Source organism: Pseudomonas sp. MAG733B (assembly GCF_036884845.1).
Lineage (GTDB): Bacteria > Pseudomonadota > Gammaproteobacteria > Pseudomonadales > Pseudomonadaceae > Aquipseudomonas.
Genome location: NZ_CP145732.1, coordinates 1,674,336 through 1,693,562 on the forward strand (window position 1 = coordinate 1,674,336; position 19,227 = coordinate 1,693,562).

The window sequence follows — 19,227 nt, forward strand, 5'->3', positions numbered from 1 at the left end:
GGATTCTTTTTGTTCTTTAGCTCAGAGGCCAATGCTGATGACAGGCGTGACGCACCGCGCTGGCGCTGCTCAGTTTGAGCAGGTCGTGGCTGATGCGCCGGCATTCGCTGGCGTCGAGGTGGCGCACGCGGTCCTTGATTTCACCGATCTGCACCGGGCTCACCGACAGTTCGCTCACGCCCAGTCCGATCAATACGGGCGTCGCCAGCGGATCAGACGCCAGTGCCCCGCAGACTCCGACCCAACGTTGATGCTGCGCAGCACCGGCGCAGGTTTGGGCGATCAATCGCAGCAGCGCCGGATGCAAGGCATCGACCCGCGAGGCGAGACCGGCGTGGTCACGGTCCATGGCCAGGGTGTATTGCGACAGGTCGTTGGTGCCGATGGACAGGAAGTCCGCGTGTTCGGCCAGTTGCTCGGCCAGCAGTGCTGCGGCCGGGACTTCGATCATGACGCCCAGCTCCGGGCGTTGCGTCAGGCCGAGTTCGGTACACAGGGCGTCGAGACGCTGGCGGATGTGCAGCAGCTCATCGACTTCGGTCACCATCGGCAACAGGATCCGGCAACGCGACAGCGGCGTAACGTGCAGCAGCGCGCGCAGTTGCTGGTCGAGGATTTCCGGGCGGGCCTGAGCCAGACGAATGCCGCGCAGGCCCAACACCGGGTTGGCTTCGGCGGGCAATGGTAGATAGTCGAGTTGCTTGTCGCCGCCGACGTCGATGGTGCGGATGATCACAGACTTGTCGCCCATGGCATCGAGCACTGCTTGATAGGCGTGACGCTGTTCCAGTTCGTCCGGCGCGGTGTGGCGGTCTACAAAGAGGAACTCGGTTCGCAGCAGACCGACGCCATCGGCGCCGTTGGCCAAGGCGTCGGCCGCTTCAGTGCTGGATGCCACGTTGGCCGCGACTTCAATTCGCACGCCATCAAGGGTTTGCGCCGGGGTGTGCGCCTGCGCCTGTTGCTCGGTGCGGCGCTGTTGTTGAGCACGTTGCGCGTCACGCACTTCGGCCAGACGTTCGGCAGTCGGGATCAGTTCGAGGCGACCGCCGTCGGCATCCAGCACCACCGCTTGGCCCTGCTCCTGATCCAGCAGCGACGAACCCAGGGCAACCATGCACGGCAAGCCTTTGCCCCGCGCAAGAATCGCCACGTGAGAGGTCGCGCCACCCTCGGCCATGCAAAACCCGGCGACGCCTTGCTGACTCAGTTGCAGCAAATCCGATGGGGTCAACTCATGGGCGGCGACGATGGCACCCGGTGGCACATCGTAATGCCAGGCTTCGCCGAGCAGGGCGCGCAGCACCCGTTGCTTGAGGTCGCGCAGGTCGTTGGCGCGTTCGGCCAGCAGCGAACTGCCCAATTGCTGGAGCACGTCGCACTGCGCGTCGATCGATTGGCTCCAGGCATGAGTTGCGGCCGTGCCGAGTTCTATGGAGTGATCGGCGGCATCGAGCAATGCCGGGTCTTCCAGCAGCGCGATGTGCGCGGCGAAGATGGCCTCTTCGTCAGAGCTTTTGTGTTTTCTGGCCTGGGCCAGGGTGCCGGCGATTTCACTGCGCACCTGGGTTAGCGCGGTGTCGAGGGCTTGTCGTTGTTGCGCCGGATCATTGTGCCCGGCATCCGTCGGCAGGCTGATCGAGTTCAGGCGAAACAGCGGTCCGCCGACCAACCCCGGTGCCGCACAGACACCGTGCAACACACCCGCTTCAGCCGCACGATTGTGTTGGGACATTGGAGGTGGCGCGACGGCGTGATGTTCTTCGGCCAACGCTGTGGACAAGGCGATCAACAAGGCTTGCAACGCGGCTTCGGCATCCGGACCCTGGCAGCTGACTTGCACTTCGTCCTGTTCGCCGATGGCCAATCCCATGAGCCCGATCAGGCTGTCACAGGTTGCCGATTTGCCGGCGAAATGCAGCTGCGATTTGCTCTTGAAGCCTTGTGCAGTTTGCCGGATCAGTGCGGCGGGCCGCGCGTGCAAACCGCCGCGATGGGCGATGCGGATGTGGCCGATCTGCTCTTCGCCGACAAACTCCACTTCAGAATGAGCGCCAACGCCGTTGCGGCGAATGATGTGCAACAACGGCTCGCCGACCTTCACCGATTTGAGCGTGATGGGCCGAGCCTGAAAGTCCTGGCTGTTGGTGAGGATCAGCAGGCTGACCAGGCTTTTGCACTGTTGCGCGACCTTGTCCTGGTCATAGCGCAGCAGCGGCTGGCCGTTGGCGACCCGCGCACCTTCCTGCACCAGCATGGTAAAGCCCTGGCCTTGCAGTTCGACCGTGTCGAGGCCCAAGTGCAACAGCAATTCGGCGCCGTTGTCGGCACGCAGGGTCACGGCGTGGCCGGTGCGCGCGACGTGTACCACGACACCGGCGCAGGGCGCGTGCAGGGTATCGTTCAACGGGTCGATGGCGATCCCGTCACCCATGGCGCCGCTGGCGAACACCGCATCCGGGACTTTGGCGAGCGTGAGCACCGGGCCGCTGAGCGGGGCGCTGAGGGTCAGCTCTTTATTGTTTTTGTGCATGGCTCGGTCTCATTGAAAACATAATTCGGATCGACACGCCCCCTGTAGGAGCCGAGCTTGCTCGCGATGACGTCGGTACATCCGAAAGTTCATCTGCGGCTGTAATGCCGTCATCGCGAGCAAGCTCAGCTCCTACAGGGGTGTGGGGTTGCCTTTAGTGCGTACGCGTGACTTTGCTCAGGTGCCGTGGCTGATCTGGGTCCATGCCGCGCGCAACTGCCAGGCCGGCGGCCATTACGTAGAAGCTCTGGATCGCCAGGATCGGATCGAGGGCCGGGTGTTCGGCGCGGGTCAGGGTCAGGTCGCGTTCGAGCACGTCATCCGGCGCCGCCAGCAATACCCGGGCGCCGCGTTGGCGCATGTCGGCGGCCAGACTCAGCAAACCGGCCTGCTCGGCACCCCGTGGGGCGAAAACCAGCAGCGGATAGTTATCGCCGATCAACGCCATCGGGCCATGGCGCACTTCAGCGCTGCTGAAGGCTTCGGCCTGGATCGCCGAGGTTTCCTTGAACTTGAGCGCCGCTTCCTGAGCGATGGCGAATCCGGCGCCACGGCCGATCACCATCAAGCGCTGGCAATCGCGCAAGGCGTCGATGGCCGGGCGCCAGTCCTGTTGCGCTGCCTCGCGCAGGCCTTCGGGCAAGGCGCGACCGGCTTCGAGCAATTCGGCATCTTCTTTCCAGTGGCCGATCAACCGGGCGCTGGCGCTGAGGGTGGCGATAAAACTCTTGGTCGCGGCGACGCTGCTTTCGGTACCGGCCAACAGCGGCAGGCTGAATTCGCAGGCGGCTTCCAGCGGCGAATCTGCGGCGTTGACCAGCGAAACGCTCAAGGCACCGCGTTTACGCAACAGGCGCAGGCTGTTGACCAGGTCAGGACTTTGCCCCGATTGCGAGAAGGCGAACGCCACCTGGCCGCTGACCTTCAGCGGAGCCTGCTGCATGGTCACCACCGACATCGGCAACGAGGCCACCGGATAGCCCAGCAGTTGCATGCTCAGGTAGGCGAAGTAACTGGCCGCGTGGTCGGAGCTGCCGCGCGCGACGGTCATCACCACTTGCGGCGGTTGACGGCGCAGGCGCCCGGCAATCTCGATCATCTGCGGGTCGAGTTGCTGCAATTGGGCTTGCACGGCCTCGAACGAGGACAGCGCCTCTTCAAGCATTTTTGAAGTCAATGTCTTCTCCTTCGACCATGACGGCGGTCAGTTTCAGTGAGCGATCCAGCCGCACGCAGTCGGCCCAGGCACCCGGTTGCAGGCGCCCGCGTTCGGTGATGCCGAGGTAATCGGCGGGGAATTGCGACAGACGCCGCGAGGCCTCGGCGATCGGCAAACCGATCTTCACCAGGTTGCGCAGGGCCTGATCCATGGTCAGCGTGCTACCCGCCAGCGTGCCGTCCGGCAGACGCACGCCGCCCAGGCATTTGGTCACGGTGTGGCTGCCGAGCTTGTATTCACCGTCGGGCATGCCGGCGGCGGCGGTCGAGTCAGTGACGCAATACAGGCACGGGATCGAACGCAGGGCCACGCGGATCGCGCCGGGGTGCACGTGCAGCAAGTCGGGAATCAGCTCGGCGAATTTGGCGTGGGCCAGTGCCGCGCCGACGATGCCCGGCTCGCGGTGATGTAACGGGCTCATGGCGTTATAGAGGTGGGTGAAACTGGTCGCGCCGGCTTCCAGCGCGGCGACGCCTTCCTCGTAGCTGCCGAGTGTATGGCCGATCTGCATGCGCACACCTCGGCTGCTGAGGGCGCGAATCAGGGCATCGTGACCGGCGATTTCCGGGGCGATGGTGATGACGCGAATCGGTGCCAGCGCCAGATACTCTTCGACTTCGGCCATCAGCGCGGTGTGGGCGAAATTCGGTTGGGCACCGAGTTTGCCGGGGTTGATATACGGGCCTTCGAGGTGCACGCCGAGGACTCGGGCGCTGCCTTTTGGGCGCTGCTCACAGAACTCGCCGACGGCTTTGAGCACGCTGGAGATTTCCTCGCTCGGCGCAGTCATGGTGGTGGCCAGCAGCGATGTGGTGCCGAAGCGTACGTGGGTTTTGGTGATGGTTTCGAAGGCGGGTGCGCCTTCCATGATGTCTTTGCCGCCACCGCCGTGAACGTGCAGGTCGATGAAACCCGGGAGCAGGTAAGGCAGGTCGTTGTCTGCCGGATCGCAGGGCAGGCCTTCGATTGACACGACTTTGCCGTGTTCGTGAACCAGTCGGCCGCGAACCCAGCCGTGGGCGGTGAGGATGTTGTCTTCGGACATGATCTGTTCTCGATGTTCGGCTTAGCGACGCAGCTCAGCCACAAAGTCGTAGTAGTCGTTGCGGCAATAGGTGTCGGTGACTTCTATGGGCGTGTTGTCTTCGAGGTAGCCGACACGGGTCATCAGCAGCATGGCGGTGCCGGGGGCAATGCCGACCAGTGCGGCGAACTCGTCCGAGGCATTGATCGCCTGAATGTGCTGCAACGCGCGGACGATTGGTTTGCCGATGCCGTCGAGGTATTCGTAAAGGGAGTCGCCGACTGCTTGCGGCTTGGGAATGATCGAGGCAGGCAGGGTGCTCATCTCGATGGCCATCACGGTGTCGTCGGCCTTGCGCAGGCGTTTGAGGCGCGCAACTTTGTCGTTGGGCGACAGGCCGAGGCGGATCAGTTCTTCGTGGGTGGGCAGGGTGATTTCTCGCTCCAGCCATTGCGAGCCAGGCACGAAGCCCTTGAGGCGGAGCATTTCGCTGAAACCGGAAAGACGCGACAGCGGTTGTTCCAGGCGCGGCGTGATGAACGTGCCGGAGCCTTGGTTGCGGCGGATCAGGCCTTGTTCGAACAGCACTTCCAACGCCTTGCGAGCGGTGACACGGGAGATGCCGAGCATTTCGCTCAGATTGCGTTCCGACGGCATTGCCTGCTCGGCTTTCCACTGGCCGGCATGAATCGCCGCTTCCAGATTGCGCGCCAGTTGCAGGTAAAGCGGCGTGGGTTGGGTGTCGTCGGGGCGCAAGGCCTTGAGGTCGTTCATGGTTGGCTGTCCGAAACGTATGTAGGAATTGTCGCTCGGTGTGCCGGAAAATTAATACCACTTGAATACCATGTCAACGCAGTGCTTGACCGTAGACGCGTGAAAACGCCCTGAATCTGGACGGCTGGAAGCAGGTTGGTTTGAAGTGGTATTAGCGCTGGAATTTAGAACGACAAAGATCGCAGCCTGCGGCAGCTCCTACAGAGGGAAATGGTATTCACCCTGTAGGAGCTGTCGCAGGCTGCGATCTCTTGAATTTATTTTTCGAGGGCGACCAATGGTCGTGGGGAATTACGGGCGGATTTCGATCATCGTGCCATCCGGCACCAGGTTCCAGACTTCGCGCATGTCCATGTTGCGCATGGCGATGCAGCCGTCGGTCCAGTCCAGGGTGTGGAACAGTTGCTCGGGATTGTCTTCGGTGTCCGGCGTGCCATGGATCATGATCATGCCGCCGGGATCGACGCCTTCACGCCGTGAACGGGCGGAGTCGCTGATGTTCGGGTAGGAAATGTGCATCGCCAGGTTGAATTTTTCACTGGTCTTGCGCCAGTCGAGCCAATAGAAGCCTTCTGGCGTGCGTTTATCGCCTTCCATCAGCTTCTGTCCCTTGGGGCGTTTGCCGAGGGAAATGCGATAGGTCTTGATCGGCTTGCCGTCATTGATCAATTGCAATTGATGGGAAGACTTGAGAACCAGGACTTTCTCGATGACCTTGCCGTCGAGCGATCCCACGGCCGAAGCCTGGGACACCGCTACGAACGACAAACAGAACAGGGCAAGCAACCAGCGCATTGAAACGATTCCCCAGGAGGTGTCGCGACTATATATATTTATAGGTGTTTTTTTAGTTGGCAGGCTGAGCAAGCGGCGGGATCGATTCGGACCGCACGGGGTAGACCTCGGTCCGCCGGTCAGCGAAGAAGCATTCTAAGGTACGGCCCACTGTGCGGAAAGCCAGCTCGTCCCACGGAATGTCCACTTCGTCGAATAGTTGCACTTCCAGGCTCTCGGGACCGGCGGCAAAGTCCAGGTCCGCCAGTTCGGCGCGGAAGAACACATGCACCTGGCTGATGTGCGGCACATCGATCAGCGTATAGATGCTCAGGTTGCGCACCCGGGCGCAGGCTTCCTCGGCGGTTTCGCGAATGGCCGCCTGCTCGATGGTCTCACCGTTCTCCATGAAACCGGCGGGCAGGGTCCAGTAACCCAGGCGCGGCTCTATCGCGCGGCGGCAGAGCAAGACCTTGGTGCCCCAGGTCGCGACGCAGCCAGCGACGATATTGGGGTTCTGGTAATGAATGGTGTGACAGCTGTCGCAGACAAAACGCAGGCGTGAATCGCCTTCGGGAATGCGCTGGGTCACCGGGTTGCCGCACTGACTGCAAAATTTCATGCTTGGGTTCCTGAATGCTGCGCCTATCTTGGCGTGCGGCGGTGTCTGTCGGCAAGTTGCCGTTTCGCGACATGGGGCTGTTGCGGGGGTTGGGCGGCCGCAGCGATTGGTGCATGATGCCGGGTAAGGCACAGATCGAGAACACTCATGCTGGACGAGCTACTGCATCGGGTAAGCAACCACACACCGCGCACGCTGGAGACCGACCGCCGTTTCCCCGAGGCCGCCGTACTGGTGCCCATCACCCGCAGTGACGAACCGGAACTGGTGTTGACCCTGCGTGCCAGCGGGCTCTCGACCCATGGCGGCGAAGTCGCTTTCCCCGGCGGACGCCGTGACCCCGAAGACCCGGACCTGATTTTCACCGCCCTGCGCGAAGCCGAAGAAGAGATCGGCCTGCCGCCGGGTCTGGTCGAGGTGATCGGCCCGCTCAGCCCGCTGATCTCCCTGCATGGCATCAAGGTCACGCCTTATGTCGGCGTGATTCCGGATTTCGTCGAATACCGGGCCAATGATGCCGAGATCGCCGCGGTGTTCAGCGTTCCGCTGGAGTTCTTCCGCAAAGACCCGCGTGAGCACACCCACCGCATCGATTACCAGGGCCGCAGCTGGTACGTGCCGAGCTACCGCTACGGCGAGTACAAGATCTGGGGGCTGACGGCGATCATGGTCGTCGAGTTGATCAATCTGCTCTATGACGCGAAAATCAGTCTGCACCAGCCACCCAAAAGCTTTATCAATACCTGAGCCATCGTTCGAATGGCCTGAAAACGCGGCTGCCTGAGCCCTGAGGAAAATCACGATGAAATACCGTCTGGGCGACGCCCGCGTCGAAACCCACCCACAGAGCTGGGTCGCACCCAATGCCGTGCTGGTGGGCAAGGTCAAGCTGGAAGAGGGCGCCAACGTCTGGTTCAACGCCGTACTGCGCGGCGACAATGAGCTGATCCTGATCGGCAAGAACAGCAACGTCCAGGACGGCACCGTGATGCACACCGACATGGGCTACCCGCTGACCATCGGTACCGGCGTGACCATTGGCCACAACGCGATGCTCCATGGCTGCACCGTGGGCGACTACAGCCTGATCGGGATCAACGCGGTGATCCTCAACGGCGCGAAGATCGGCAAGAATTGCATCATCGGCGCCAATTCGCTGATCGGCGAAGGCAAAGAGATTCCGGACGGCTCGCTGGTCATGGGCTCGCCGGGCAAGGTTGTGCGCGAGCTGACCGAGCAGCAGAAGAAAATGCTGGAAGCCAGTGCCGCTCACTATGTGCATAACTCGCAGCGCTACGCCCGCGATCTGGCCGAGCAGGAAGAATGAATACGCCCGAACGCCCGGTGGCATCGCCCTGCGTGAGCATTTGTGCGCTGGATGAGGATGACATCTGCACCGGTTGCCAGCGCACGGTGGAAGAAATCACCCGTTGGAGCCGTATGGACAATGCCGAACGCCGCAAGGTGCTGGGGTTGTGTCATGAACGGGCGAAGGCCAGTGGGTTGGTGTGGATGTTGCCGACCAAGTCCAATAACTGAATGGTGTGGGGGCTTTTGTGGCGAGGGAGCTTGCTCCCGCTGGGCTGCGAAGCAGCTCCCAATCCATCTGACACCGCCCGTTCATTTTAGGGCCGCTTCGCGCCCCGACGGGAGCAAGCTCCCTCGCCACAGATTATTTGTGTCCGAAGATGAAGTATTCTGCGCACAAAACTGCCAGGTATCCCCACGTCCCATGTTCTTCCTGATCGCCTACATCAGCAGCGTCGTGCTGATCAACTTCGCCTTTTCCACCGCTCCGCACCTGGACATCATCTGGTCAGCCTGGGGCGGGCTGGTGTTCATCCTGCGCGACATGGTGCAAACCCGTTTTGGCCACGGTGCGATTGCGGCGATGCTGGCGGCGCTGGTGCTGTCTTATGTTACGTCCGATCCGTCCATCGCCCTGGCCAGCGCCACGGCGTTCGCGGTGTCCGAGTGCATCGACTGGCTGGTGTTCAGCATTACCAAGCGCCCACTTCACGACCGGCTGTGGATAAGTTCGGCGCTGAGCATTCCCCTCGATACCTTTATCTTTTTCGGCATGATCGATGCGCTGACCCCGGGCGTGATCCTCACTGCGCTCGGCTCGAAGTTCGCCGGTGTGACCGCCGTATGGCTGATCATGGCCTGGCGCCTGCGCAAACAGGCTGTCGTCAGCTGAAGTTCATGTAAAATGCCGCGCTTTCTCCCCATGGGAAGCGTGCTTCCCTCGATGATCCGCTCCTTGAGGACCTTCAGATGACCCGTATCGGAACCCCATTGTCGCCGACCGCGACCCGCGTATTGATGTGTGGCTGTGGCGAGTTGGGCAAGGAAGTGGTGATCGAGCTGCAACGCCTGGGCGTTGAAGTGATTGCCGTGGACCGCTACGCCAACGCGCCGGCCATGCAGGTGGCGCACCGCAGCCACGTGATCAACATGCTCGACGGCGCGGCCCTGCGTGCCGTGATCGAAGCCGAGAAGCCGCACTTCATCGTGCCGGAAATCGAAGCCATCGCCACCGCGACTCTCGTGGAACTGGAAGCCGAAGGCTTCACCGTGATCCCGACTGCCCGCGCTACGCAGTTGACCATGAACCGCGAAGGCATTCGTCGCCTGGCCGCCGAAGAGCTGGACCTGCCGACCTCGCCGTACCACTTCGCCGACACCTTCGAGGATTACAGCAAAGCCGTCGAAGACCTCGGCTTCCCATGCGTGGTCAAGCCAGTCATGAGTTCGTCGGGCAAGGGCCAGAGCCTGCTGCGCAGCTTTGAAGACGTGAAAACAGCCTGGGATTACGCACAAGAAGGTGGTCGCGCCGGCAAAGGTCGCGTGATCATCGAAGGCTTCATCGATTTCGACTACGAAATCACCCTGCTGACCGTGCGCCACATCGGCGGCACCACGTTCTGCGCGCCGGTCGGTCACCGTCAGGAGAAGGGCGACTACCAGGAATCCTGGCAGCCGCAAGCCATGAGCCCGGTTGCCCTGGCCGAGTCCGAGCGTGTCGCCAAAGCCGTGACCGAGGCCTTGGGTGGCCGTGGTCTGTTTGGCGTCGAGTTGTTCATCAAGGGTGATCAGGTGTGGTTCAGCGAAGTCTCGCCGCGCCCGCATGACACCGGTCTGGTGACGTTGATTTCCCAGGACCTGTCGCAGTTCGCTTTGCACGCCCGCGCGATTCTGGGCCTGCCGATCCCGCTGATCCGTCAGTTCGGGCCATCGGCCTCGGCGGTGATCCTGGTGGAAGGGCAGTCGACCCAGACCGCTTTCGCAAATCTGGGCGCCGCGTTGAGCGAGCCGGATACCGCGCTGCGTCTGTTCGGCAAGCCTGAAGTCAACGGACAGCGCCGCATGGGCGTGGCCCTGGCGCGCGACGAATCGATCGAAGCCGCCCGCGCCAAGGCGACCCGTGCTTCGCAGGCGGTAGTCGTCGAGCTGTAAAAACTGCTTGGGCGGGCCTATACCTTCTATAGGCTCGCCGCAAATCACTGTAGGAGCGAGCCTGCTCGCGATAGCTATTTCACACTCAACATAGATGTTGATGCTGACGTCGCTATCGCGAGCAGGCTCGCTCCTACAGGGGTTGTTGATCAACCCTTTCATCAAAGCTTCAGGCCTGTACCCCATGAATTCGCAAAGCATCATCGTCCCGAAAATCTCCACGCTGCCGGTGCATGAGCCCCGGGCCAGGGCGATCGTGCGTTGGCTGGTGCGCAAGAACATCATCCAGGAAGAGCTGACCACCTGCGGTCGCACCGGCAATCGCATGGCCCACGCCATTGGCGACGGTGCCCGCGCGGTGGTCCTGCATCCGGAGGCCCTGCCGTTTGGCGAGTCGGTCAACGGCCTGGAAATCGTCACCAAGCGCTGCATCTATACGCCGGCCAAGGGCTTCCTTGAGGAAGCGGGTTGCGCCGAGTGCCGCAAGGAAATTGGCGAAGCCCTGTTCGAAAGCCTGGAAGACTGGATGCCGGGGCGCACCGATAACTTCACTTGCCCGGAATGCGGGCATGAAGACGACATCAACGGCTTCCTGTTTTTGCAGGAATGCGGCTTCTCCAACCTCGGTTTCATCTTCAACAACTGGGCCGAGGCCGGGTTCAAACAGAGCTTTCTCGACGAATTCGCCGACTGGCTGGATCAGCCGGTCAGTTGGGTAAAAGTGGAACTGTAGGAGCACAGCTTGCTGGCGATGGCGATCTCACGGACGCTATCGCCAGCAAGCTGTGCTCCTACGGATCTGTGGTGGTAAAAGTCCCGTTGATCACTGCTTCGATAATAGACAGAGTTTTACATTGAACCCGAGGGGGTGTCTGACTATAATGGCGCGCTTCCATTTTCCCGCTCGGGAGCCCCCGCGATGCTGCGTATCAGCCAAGAAGCTCTGACATTCGACGACATTCTCCTAGTGCCCGGTTATTCCGAGGTGCTTCCTAACGAAGTCAGTCTCAAGACCCGCCTTACCCGTGGCATCGAACTGAATATTCCATTGGTTTCCGCCGCCATGGACACCGTCACTGAAGCCCGTCTGGCAATCGCCATGGCTCAGGAAGGTGGTATCGGCATTATCCACAAGAACATGACCATCGAGCAGCAAGCTGCCGAAGTGCGCAAGGTCAAGCGTTACGAAGCCGGTGTGGTCAAGGATCCGATCACCATCGACGCCGACGCTACCGTGCGCGAACTGTTCGAACTCACCCGCATGCACAACATCTCCGGCGTTCCGGTGCTGCACAATGGCGACCTGGTCGGCATTGTCACCTCCCGTGACGTGCGTTTCGAGAACCGTCTGGAAGCCACTGTCCGTGAAGTGATGACGCCTAAAGAGCGTCTGGTCACGGTCAAGGAAGGCGCCGACAAGAACGATGTGCGTGAACTGCTGCACAAGCACCGCATCGAGCGCGTGCTGATCGTCGACGACAAATTCACCCTCAAGGGCATGATGACCGTCAACGACATCGAAAAAGCCAAGGCTTACCCGCTGGCCAGCAAGGACGATCAAGGTCGTCTGCGCGTGGGCGCTGCCGTCGGCACCGGTAAAGACACCGGCGACCGCGTTGCTGCCCTGGTCAACGCCGGCGTTGACGTGGTGGTGGTCGACACCGCTCACGGTCACTCCAAAGGCGTGATCGACCGCGTGCGCTGGGTCAAACAGAATTTCCCTGAAGTGCAGGTGATCGGCGGCAACATCGCCACCGGCGCAGCTGCCAAGGCCCTGGCCGAAGCGGGCGCTGACGCCGTCAAGGTCGGTATCGGCCCTGGCTCGATCTGCACCACCCGTATCGTCGCCGGTGTCGGCGTCCCGCAAATCAGTGCCATCGCCAACGTTGCCGCTGCCCTTGAAGGCACTGGCGTACCGTTGATCGCCGACGGCGGCATCCGTTTCTCCGGTGACCTGTCCAAGGCCATCGTGGCCGGTGCTTCCTGCGTAATGATGGGCTCGATGTTCGCCGGTACTGAAGAAGCGCCGGGCGAGATCGAACTGTTCCAGGGTCGTTCGTACAAGGCTTACCGCGGCATGGGTTCGCTGGGCGCCATGTCCCAGGCTCAAGGTTCCTCCGACCGTTACTTCCAGGATTCCTCGGCAGGCGCCGAGAAGCTGGTTCCGGAAGGCATCGAAGGGCGTGTTCCGTACAAGGGCACCCTGAGCGCGATCATCCACCAACTGATGGGCGGCCTGCGTTCCTCGATGGGCTACACCGGCAGCGCCGACATCGAAGAAATGCGCACCAAGCCTGAGTTCGTGCGGATCACCGGCGCTGGCATGGCCGAGTCCCACGTTCACGACGTGCAGATCACCAAAGAAGCGCCAAACTACCGCGTAGGTTGAGCCTTCAAGCAACAAGCTAAGCAACCGGGGCTGTTTTATTCAGCCCCGAGTTGTTTCTGAATCACGACTGTTTCCGAATTTTTTAGACGAGACTGAATCATGGCCCTCGACATTCACGCCCACCGCATCCTGATCCTCGACTTCGGTTCCCAGTACACCCAGCTGATCGCCCGCCGCGTGCGTGAAATCGGCGTGTATTGCGAACTGCATCCGTTCGACATGGACGAAGATGCGATCCGCGAATTCGCTCCTAAAGGCGTCATCCTCGCCGGCGGCCCCGAGTCGGTTCACGAAGCCGACAGCCCTCGCTGCCCGCAAGCAGTCTTTGACCTGGGCGTACCGGTCTTCGGTATCTGCTACGGCATGCAGACCATGGCCGAACAACTGGGTGGCAAGGTTGAAGGTTCTGAGCTGCGTGAGTTCGGTTATGCCCGCGTAGACGTGGTCGGCAAGAGCCGCCTGCTCGACGGCATCGAAGACCACATCGACGCCGATGGCCTGTTCGGCCTCGACGTGTGGATGAGCCACGGTGACAAAGTCACCAAGATGCCGGAAGACTTCCACATCCTGGCCAGCACCCCGAGCTGCCCGATCGCCGGCATGTTCAGCGATGAGCGTCGCTACTACGGCGTGCAGTTCCACCCGGAAGTGACCCACACCAAGCAGGGCGGTCGCATCCTGTCGCGCTTCATCCTCGACATCTGCGAGTGTGAAGCCCTGTGGACCCCGTCGAAAATCGCTGAAGACGCCATCGCCCAGGTTCGCGCCCAAGTCGGTACCGACAACGTCCTGCTCGGCCTGTCCGGCGGTGTTGACTCGTCCGTGGTTGCTGCGCTGCTGCACAAAGCCATCGGCGACCAGCTGACTTGCGTGTTCGTCGACAACGGCCTGCTGCGTCTGCACGAAGGCGAGCAAGTGATGGCCATGTTCGCCGAGAACATGGGCGTCAAGGTAATCCGCGCCAACGCCGAAGAGCAGTTCCTCAACAACCTGGCCGGCGAAGCCGACCCGGAGAAGAAGCGCAAGATCATCGGCCGCACCTTCATCGACGTGTTCGATGCCCAGTCCAACAAACTGGACAACATCAAGTACCTCGCCCAAGGCACCATCTACCCGGACGTGATCGAGTCGGCTGGCGCGAAAAGCGGCAAGGCCCACGTGATCAAGTCGCACCACAACGTGGGCGGCCTGCCGGAAGAGATGAACCTGAAACTGGTCGAGCCACTGCGCGAACTGTTCAAGGACGAAGTCCGTCGTCTGGGCCTGGAACTGGGCCTGCCGTACGACATGGTCTACCGCCACCCGTTCCCGGGCCCGGGCCTGGGCGTGCGGATCCTCGGTGAAGTGAAGAAGGAATACGCCGACCTGCTGCGTCGCGCCGACCACATCTTCATCGAAGAACTGCGCAAAGCCGACTGGTACCACAAAGTCAGCCAGGCATTCGTGGTGTTCCAGCCAGTGAAATCGGTTGGCGTTGTTGGCGATGGCCGTCGTTACGCCTGGGTCGTGGCCCTGCGTGCCGTAGAAACCATCGACTTCATGACCGCGCGTTGGGCACACCTGCCTTACGAACTGCTGGAAACCGTTTCCGGCCGCATCATCAATGAAATCGAAGGCATCTCCCGCGTCACCTACGACGTGTCGAGCAAGCCGCCAGCGACCATTGAGTGGGAATGATCCCGCGCCAGTCTTGAGCGTTTGAAGGCTGGAACGACAAAAGCCGTGTGAAATCCGATTTCACACGGCTTTTTTGTGCGCGGGTTACAGCGGTTTCGACCAGCCGGCCAGCGTCAGGCCCATGTCGTCCAGCGCCTGTAGCAGCGCTTTCATGCTGCCATAGCGTTTTCCGCTTACCGAAGGCCAGCTCGGGCGTTCGATGTAGTAGCGGCCGTTCGCGCTTTCGATGATCGTGCGCACGAGCGCATTGCTGCGGCTGCGATGAACCAGAAAGGTCATGTTGGGTTGCAGTTTCAAGGTGTACATCCCTTGCCGAGACAAGAGTGCTTCGATCTCCGGCATGGTCTGTGCCGTCCATGGTGTTTCGATGCGCAGGCGTAAATCACCTCTGGCCAGCGCGCTGCGGTCAAAAGCGCTGCCACCCAAGGGCAGGATTTTGCCGGGATCAGGTTCGATGCCTGGGGAAATCCCTTCGGCAACGTCTTCAACGCGAATGCCGATGGCTTCCTCCAGTTCACTGACCCCCGCCACGCCCTCGAAGGTGTTGGAGTGGGAATTGCCCATCAGTGCCACCCATTTATGCGCGCCCCGCATCGCCTGGTCGCTGCGAATGATCGAGCGGGCGAAGTAGTTCATCATTTTTTGCCGTGCTGTTTCCTCGATGGCAGGCTCCAGCGACCCGATTTGTTCCATTCCGTTGAGCCGGTAGCTGGCCATGCAATCAATCGCCTGCACGCGGATCTTGAAATTGCGGGCCTGCTTGACCAGTTGCAGAAAGGTATCGCGACCCAGCGGGTCGGTCATGTTGCCGACATCGAGTGCATCGAGATAATTCTCCAGGTCTTTATCCATCGCGCCTGTTTCGAAAAACGCGTCCAGGGCCGTCTGATGGAAGTCAGTCAGCAGATGTTCCATGTACAGCGTCTTCACGTTTCTATTGGCCAACAGCTCCATGTTTTCGATCAGCCACTGTTTGCTGCCAATGGCGTCATGGCTTTCACCGATGATCAGGCCTCGGGCATGCTCGAAAATTTTCTCGATGATCTCTTCGGCACTGGCGTCAGGATTGAAGGCCGGAATCGGCGGGCGCCCGGGTAATTGCAGTTCGGCGTAAAAGCGTAAAGCGTCGCGATACAGGCGTTTCCTGATCTTCTTGAAATCCCGGTAAGCGTCGTGCTCGTTGAGGCTGTCATAGACGTCTCGCAACGAATCGTCGTCCTGGCCGATTGCGCCTTCCTTCAACTCGGCCTTCAAGTTCTCGGGTATGTCGTACTCCGAGGCGGGCAGGTGCAACGGCGGCGTCTTGCCACCGCCGGCGAGTCCGCCGCGCGCCAGCGTTTCCCATTCACCTTCAGCGTTGAGACGCACGGGAATCGAGTCGGAGAAGCCGTGGGGATTTTCCGGGTCGATTATCGCCCAATGCCCGCCGCCGTCGATGTCGGTCTCCCAGCGAACGTAGTACGCAGTATGGTCCAGCAGGATGGCGGTTGAAGGGTTCGAGTTCAGTCGATAGATGCCCCGGAATTTTCCGGGTTCGTCGCCAAGTGTTTCGCCTTCAAGCAACTCATTGGCTTGCCAGTTGGCCGGGATGGTCGGTCGCTGGCTTGCCTGCGCCAGGTCTGGAAGTGCCGGCCAGCCCATCGGCCGCATGCCTTTGGCGATCAGGGCCTGTTTCAGTTCTTCGAAGTTATCCACCGTCATGGAATCGTAGGCTGGCCCGAGCGGGGTATCCAGATTTAGCCGTCCACCGGGCGTCGAGCGGATGACACTGTCGGCCATTCGCAGATCGGCGTTGCGATACACCACCAGCACACTGCTCCGGTAGCGCTGAAAGGTGAACATGCCCGGCTCAGGCAACAGCGCTCGCAGATCCTGCGGGGTTCTGTAGGCCCACGGGGTTTCCATTTGCACACGCCAATCGCCTTTGATCAGCGCCTGGATGCTGTCGGGGTCGGTCATACCTGTCGCTTCATAAACAGGGGAGTCCGGATAGTCTGCAAACTCCACCGTTAAACCGGGATCGGAGCTGATAGGAAGTGCCCGTCCTGGGGTTACGTCATCCATGCGTACACTCAGGGCATTGGTCTGTTCGCTGATGCCCCGGTAACCTCTGAATGCCGTCATGTTTTCTTGATTGACCAAGGCAACCCATTTGGCCGATCCCTTCAATTCCTCGTTGAAGTTGATCACCTCACTGGCAAAAAAACTTCTCGCCATCTGGTTATGCGGTTCCGGGTCGAACGGGTCATCATTGACGTTGTAGGTTGTAGACATGTCGATGGCCTGTACCCTTACGCGCTGGGCATTGGCCGCTTTCACCAGCTCCATGAAGTTGAATTTACCGTCGGGATCGTTGCCGGCCCTCAAATCAAGTTTCTTCAGGTAGTTTCCCAGTTCTTCGGACATTTCTCCGGTGCGTGCAAAGCTGTCCAGGGCGAGCTGATTGACGTTTGCGAGCAGCTCTTGCACGTATAGCGTCTTCACTCCGCGCCGAGCCAGTTCGGGCATGTTTTTGATCAGGAATTGTTTACTTCCGACACAGCCGCGGCTCTCGCCGAAGATCAGCCCCGGCTTGTTTGTGAATGCAGTTTCGAACAGTTCTGCCGGGGCTTCGATCAGTTCGGCAGAAGGTCTGGGGAGAGGAGGCACCGGTGGATGAAGTTCGTAATACGCGCTCGCATCGCCAATCAGAATTCTGCGAGGTTCATCCTGAGCCAGGTCGAACTCGCTTACAGACGCTGTTCCCCCTGATTCGGTCGTAAACAGGGTGCGCACCTCGGGGCCTCCGAGCGCCCAAGCCCTCATTTCGGGGTCATCGAGCCCAGGGACATGAATGCCTTGCGCTCGTGCCCACTCCTCGACGACGGGAGTGCTCGTTGCACTTGCATCTGGCGCCACGTCCATACCGCCTCGCAACCCCAGACGAGGAATGACTTCCCACTTGCCTTCGGCGCTCAATCGCACGGGAATCGAACCCGTAAAGTCGTTGGGGTTGGCGGGGTCGATGATTGCCCAGTGTCCACGGCCGTTGAGGTCGCTTTCATATCGCACGTAATACGCGCTGTCGTTGAGCGTGATCGCGGTCGATGGGTTTGAGGCGAGTTGATGAATACCTTGGAATTTACCGGGCTCACGGACCAGTGAGTCGTCACTCAGCAATTGATCGATTTTGAAGTTGTCCGGCACAGACGGGGTGCTGTCTTTGGGCAGACCGGATGCGATCTGTGTGTCCTCAACAGGTACTTCGGTTGCTGCTCCAGTGCCTTCGCCCGGTTGCGTCGACTCAATCAGATCGGCCATCTCCTTGGCTTCGGCCGCTTCAATCTGCGGGCCAATTTCTTCCAGCGAACCCGGGCCTTTGAGGACGAGTACGTTGAACAGCAGATCAATGCCGCTAAGAACGGCACCCAGAATTCCGGCTTTGCGTTCTGCGGCGGTTTTGGCGTTCACCGCCTGATCAATGTTCAAACCGATACTGGCGATGCTGGCGCCGATCACGGGTAGTGCGACCGGCCAACCGACCACCGCCATTGGGCCGAAGACTTTCACACCGGCGCTGAGGTAGCCGAGCCAGAGTTTTTTGCGCAGATCGCCATTGGAAGTCAGCGAGAGCTCGGCCTCGGCGAACATCGCATCCTTGGTTGAGTCGCGCAGCCAGCTGAAGGCGTCACCGGTGATGATCTGGTTTTTCTGGTTGATCAGGTGATGGTCGTACTTGCTCCAGGTGCTGACCAGGCGATTCAGGAGGTCGGCGATGTTCTCGTCGATTTCCTGCCGGTCGGCCTGGGAGAAATGCGTCATGAACGGTCGACGCCGTTCTTTCTTGTTCATCTGCAACAACATCCAGAAGTGCATGTCCGTCGCGGTTTCCAGCACTTTGAAGGCTTCGGTTTCGCCGGGCAGGTAGACAATCTGCCGGCCTTTGGGAGCGACAAAGCGAAGCGCGCTGATGGCGACGTAACCCGCGACATCGAGGGTGCGAACGCTACCGGTGCAGGGGTGTTGCGCTTGCAGCATTTGCAGGCTGACAGGCCAGGTGAGCGAGCCGATCGCGGCTTGGATAAGGAACTGGAAATCCTCATCACTCAACTGCCGCTTGTCCCGCGCCTGCACGGCCTTGATGAGGAAGTTGCATTTGGCCAACGTGCGGAAATCGCTGCCGGAATTGTCCCAGAAGTGCGTCAGCCGCTCGTTGTACAGCGAACTGAAATCGACACTCCAGAAGTACTTCAGCACCTCGTTGCCATGCAGGCGCACTTCGTTGGTTTCGTTGTAGATATCGGCGTGGGGGCCAACGGTATAGAAACCGCCATACACGTCGAGCAAATCGGCGTTGTCCTGGTCGGCGACACGAAAGCGGTGGATCACCAACTGCGTCAGGGTCATGGTGGAGGTTGGCGTGGCATGGACATGTTCCCAGCCGGTAAAGGCTTTCGAACTGCTTTGAGACGCGTCGAAGCGATGGAAGTAAACCTTGTCAGGATCGAGCCCGGTGATGGCGTACTTCTTGAGCAAATCTGCGGCGACCTCGTGAGCGGTGTCTTGCAGGCTGGGGCAGGTCTGAATGATGGTGGTGGCGATGGCCTTGAGTGCGGCCTTGTCGGCCGCGTTGGGTAGCGGGCGGGTATCTGTCGAGCTCATTGCACTTTCTTTCCTTGAGAATTCGAATGCCGAGCATGCTTCGCTCGTTAAATCGAAGTGCACTACATAGTTATGCCTTTTTCTCGGTCGAAATCGTGTAGGGCCCAAGGCCAAC

Annotated in this window: 15 protein-coding genes; 8 read left to right on the forward strand and 7 right to left on the reverse strand. The window is 60.5% G+C overall.

Annotation, left to right across the window (positions count from 1 at the left end):
* Nucleotides 1-16 precede the first annotated feature (16 nt).
* The 6 genes from ptsP to V6Z53_RS07605 form a co-directional block, all read right to left on the reverse strand.
* Entirely contained in the window at nucleotides 17-2,533 is a 2,517-nt protein-coding gene (gene ptsP / locus V6Z53_RS07580) for a phosphoenolpyruvate--protein phosphotransferase (RefSeq protein WP_338584920.1), read from the reverse strand.
* Between the two features lie 154 nt (nucleotides 2,534-2,687).
* Nucleotides 2,688-3,710: an SIS domain-containing protein gene (locus V6Z53_RS07585; RefSeq protein ID WP_338584921.1), complete on the reverse strand. Its 1,023-nt coding sequence runs from the start codon at nucleotides 3,708-3,710 to the stop codon at nucleotides 2,688-2,690.
* The gene (gene nagA, locus V6Z53_RS07590) at nucleotides 3,691-4,797 is read right to left on the reverse strand and encodes an N-acetylglucosamine-6-phosphate deacetylase (protein ID WP_338584922.1); all 1,107 of its coding nucleotides are present in this window, start codon (nucleotides 4,795-4,797) and stop codon (nucleotides 3,691-3,693) included. The genes V6Z53_RS07585 and nagA overlap by 20 nt, the downstream gene beginning before the upstream one ends.
* A gap of 21 nt (nucleotides 4,798-4,818) precedes the next feature.
* The gene (locus tag V6Z53_RS07595; protein ID WP_338584923.1) at nucleotides 4,819-5,550 is read right to left on the reverse strand and encodes a GntR family transcriptional regulator; all 732 of its coding nucleotides are present in this window, start codon (nucleotides 5,548-5,550) and stop codon (nucleotides 4,819-4,821) included.
* 291 nt (nucleotides 5,551-5,841) lie between these two features.
* A complete protein-coding gene (locus tag V6Z53_RS07600) occupies nucleotides 5,842-6,345 on the reverse strand; it encodes a L,D-transpeptidase family protein (protein WP_338584924.1) in 504 nt (167 codons plus the stop codon).
* Nucleotides 6,346-6,397: 52 nt separating this feature from the next.
* Nucleotides 6,398-6,946: an NUDIX hydrolase gene (locus V6Z53_RS07605; RefSeq protein WP_338584925.1), complete on the reverse strand. Its 549-nt coding sequence runs from the start codon at nucleotides 6,944-6,946 to the stop codon at nucleotides 6,398-6,400.
* Nucleotides 6,947-7,093: 147 nt separating this feature from the next.
* Between V6Z53_RS07605 and V6Z53_RS07610 the strand changes: the two genes are divergently transcribed.
* The 8 genes from V6Z53_RS07610 (at nucleotide 7,094) to guaA (ending at nucleotide 14,471) form a co-directional block, all read left to right on the forward strand.
* Nucleotides 7,094-7,693, forward strand: coding sequence for a CoA pyrophosphatase (locus V6Z53_RS07610; protein WP_338584926.1), 600 nt, complete (start codon nucleotides 7,094-7,096; stop codon nucleotides 7,691-7,693).
* Nucleotides 7,694-7,748: 55 nt separating this feature from the next.
* The gene (locus V6Z53_RS07615; RefSeq protein ID WP_150701971.1) at nucleotides 7,749-8,273 is read left to right on the forward strand and encodes a gamma carbonic anhydrase family protein; all 525 of its coding nucleotides are present in this window, start codon (nucleotides 7,749-7,751) and stop codon (nucleotides 8,271-8,273) included.
* Entirely contained in the window at nucleotides 8,270-8,485 is a 216-nt protein-coding gene (locus V6Z53_RS07620) for a DUF1289 domain-containing protein (RefSeq protein WP_338584927.1), read from the forward strand. Before V6Z53_RS07615 ends, V6Z53_RS07620 begins: the two co-directional genes overlap by 4 nt.
* Before the next feature lie 193 nt (nucleotides 8,486-8,678).
* The gene (locus V6Z53_RS07625; protein WP_338584928.1) at nucleotides 8,679-9,146 is read left to right on the forward strand and encodes a preQ0 transporter; all 468 of its coding nucleotides are present in this window, start codon (nucleotides 8,679-8,681) and stop codon (nucleotides 9,144-9,146) included.
* A gap of 77 nt (nucleotides 9,147-9,223) precedes the next feature.
* On the forward strand, nucleotides 9,224-10,405 hold the full coding sequence (gene purT / locus V6Z53_RS07630) for a formate-dependent phosphoribosylglycinamide formyltransferase (protein WP_338584929.1): 1,182 nt from the start codon (nucleotides 9,224-9,226) through the stop codon (nucleotides 10,403-10,405).
* A 184-nt stretch (nucleotides 10,406-10,589) separates the two neighbouring features.
* Nucleotides 10,590-11,138 (forward strand): sugar ABC transporter ATPase, encoded by a 549-nt coding sequence (locus V6Z53_RS07635; RefSeq protein WP_338584930.1) that lies wholly within the window; start codon nucleotides 10,590-10,592, stop codon nucleotides 11,136-11,138.
* Nucleotides 11,139-11,324: 186 nt separating this feature from the next.
* The gene (gene guaB / locus V6Z53_RS07640; RefSeq protein WP_056855201.1) at nucleotides 11,325-12,794 is read left to right on the forward strand and encodes an IMP dehydrogenase; all 1,470 of its coding nucleotides are present in this window, start codon (nucleotides 11,325-11,327) and stop codon (nucleotides 12,792-12,794) included.
* Between the two features lie 99 nt (nucleotides 12,795-12,893).
* The gene (gene guaA, locus V6Z53_RS07645; RefSeq protein ID WP_338584931.1) at nucleotides 12,894-14,471 is read left to right on the forward strand and encodes a glutamine-hydrolyzing GMP synthase; all 1,578 of its coding nucleotides are present in this window, start codon (nucleotides 12,894-12,896) and stop codon (nucleotides 14,469-14,471) included.
* 84 nt (nucleotides 14,472-14,555) lie between these two features.
* Here the strand turns inward: guaA and V6Z53_RS07650 are convergent, their stop codons facing one another.
* Nucleotides 14,556-19,112 carry a membrane-targeted effector domain-containing toxin gene (locus tag V6Z53_RS07650; RefSeq protein WP_338584932.1) on the reverse strand — a complete coding sequence of 1,519 codons (4,557 nt, stop codon included), beginning with the start codon at nucleotides 19,110-19,112 and terminating at the stop codon, nucleotides 14,556-14,558.
* Nucleotides 19,113-19,227 lie beyond the last annotated feature (115 nt).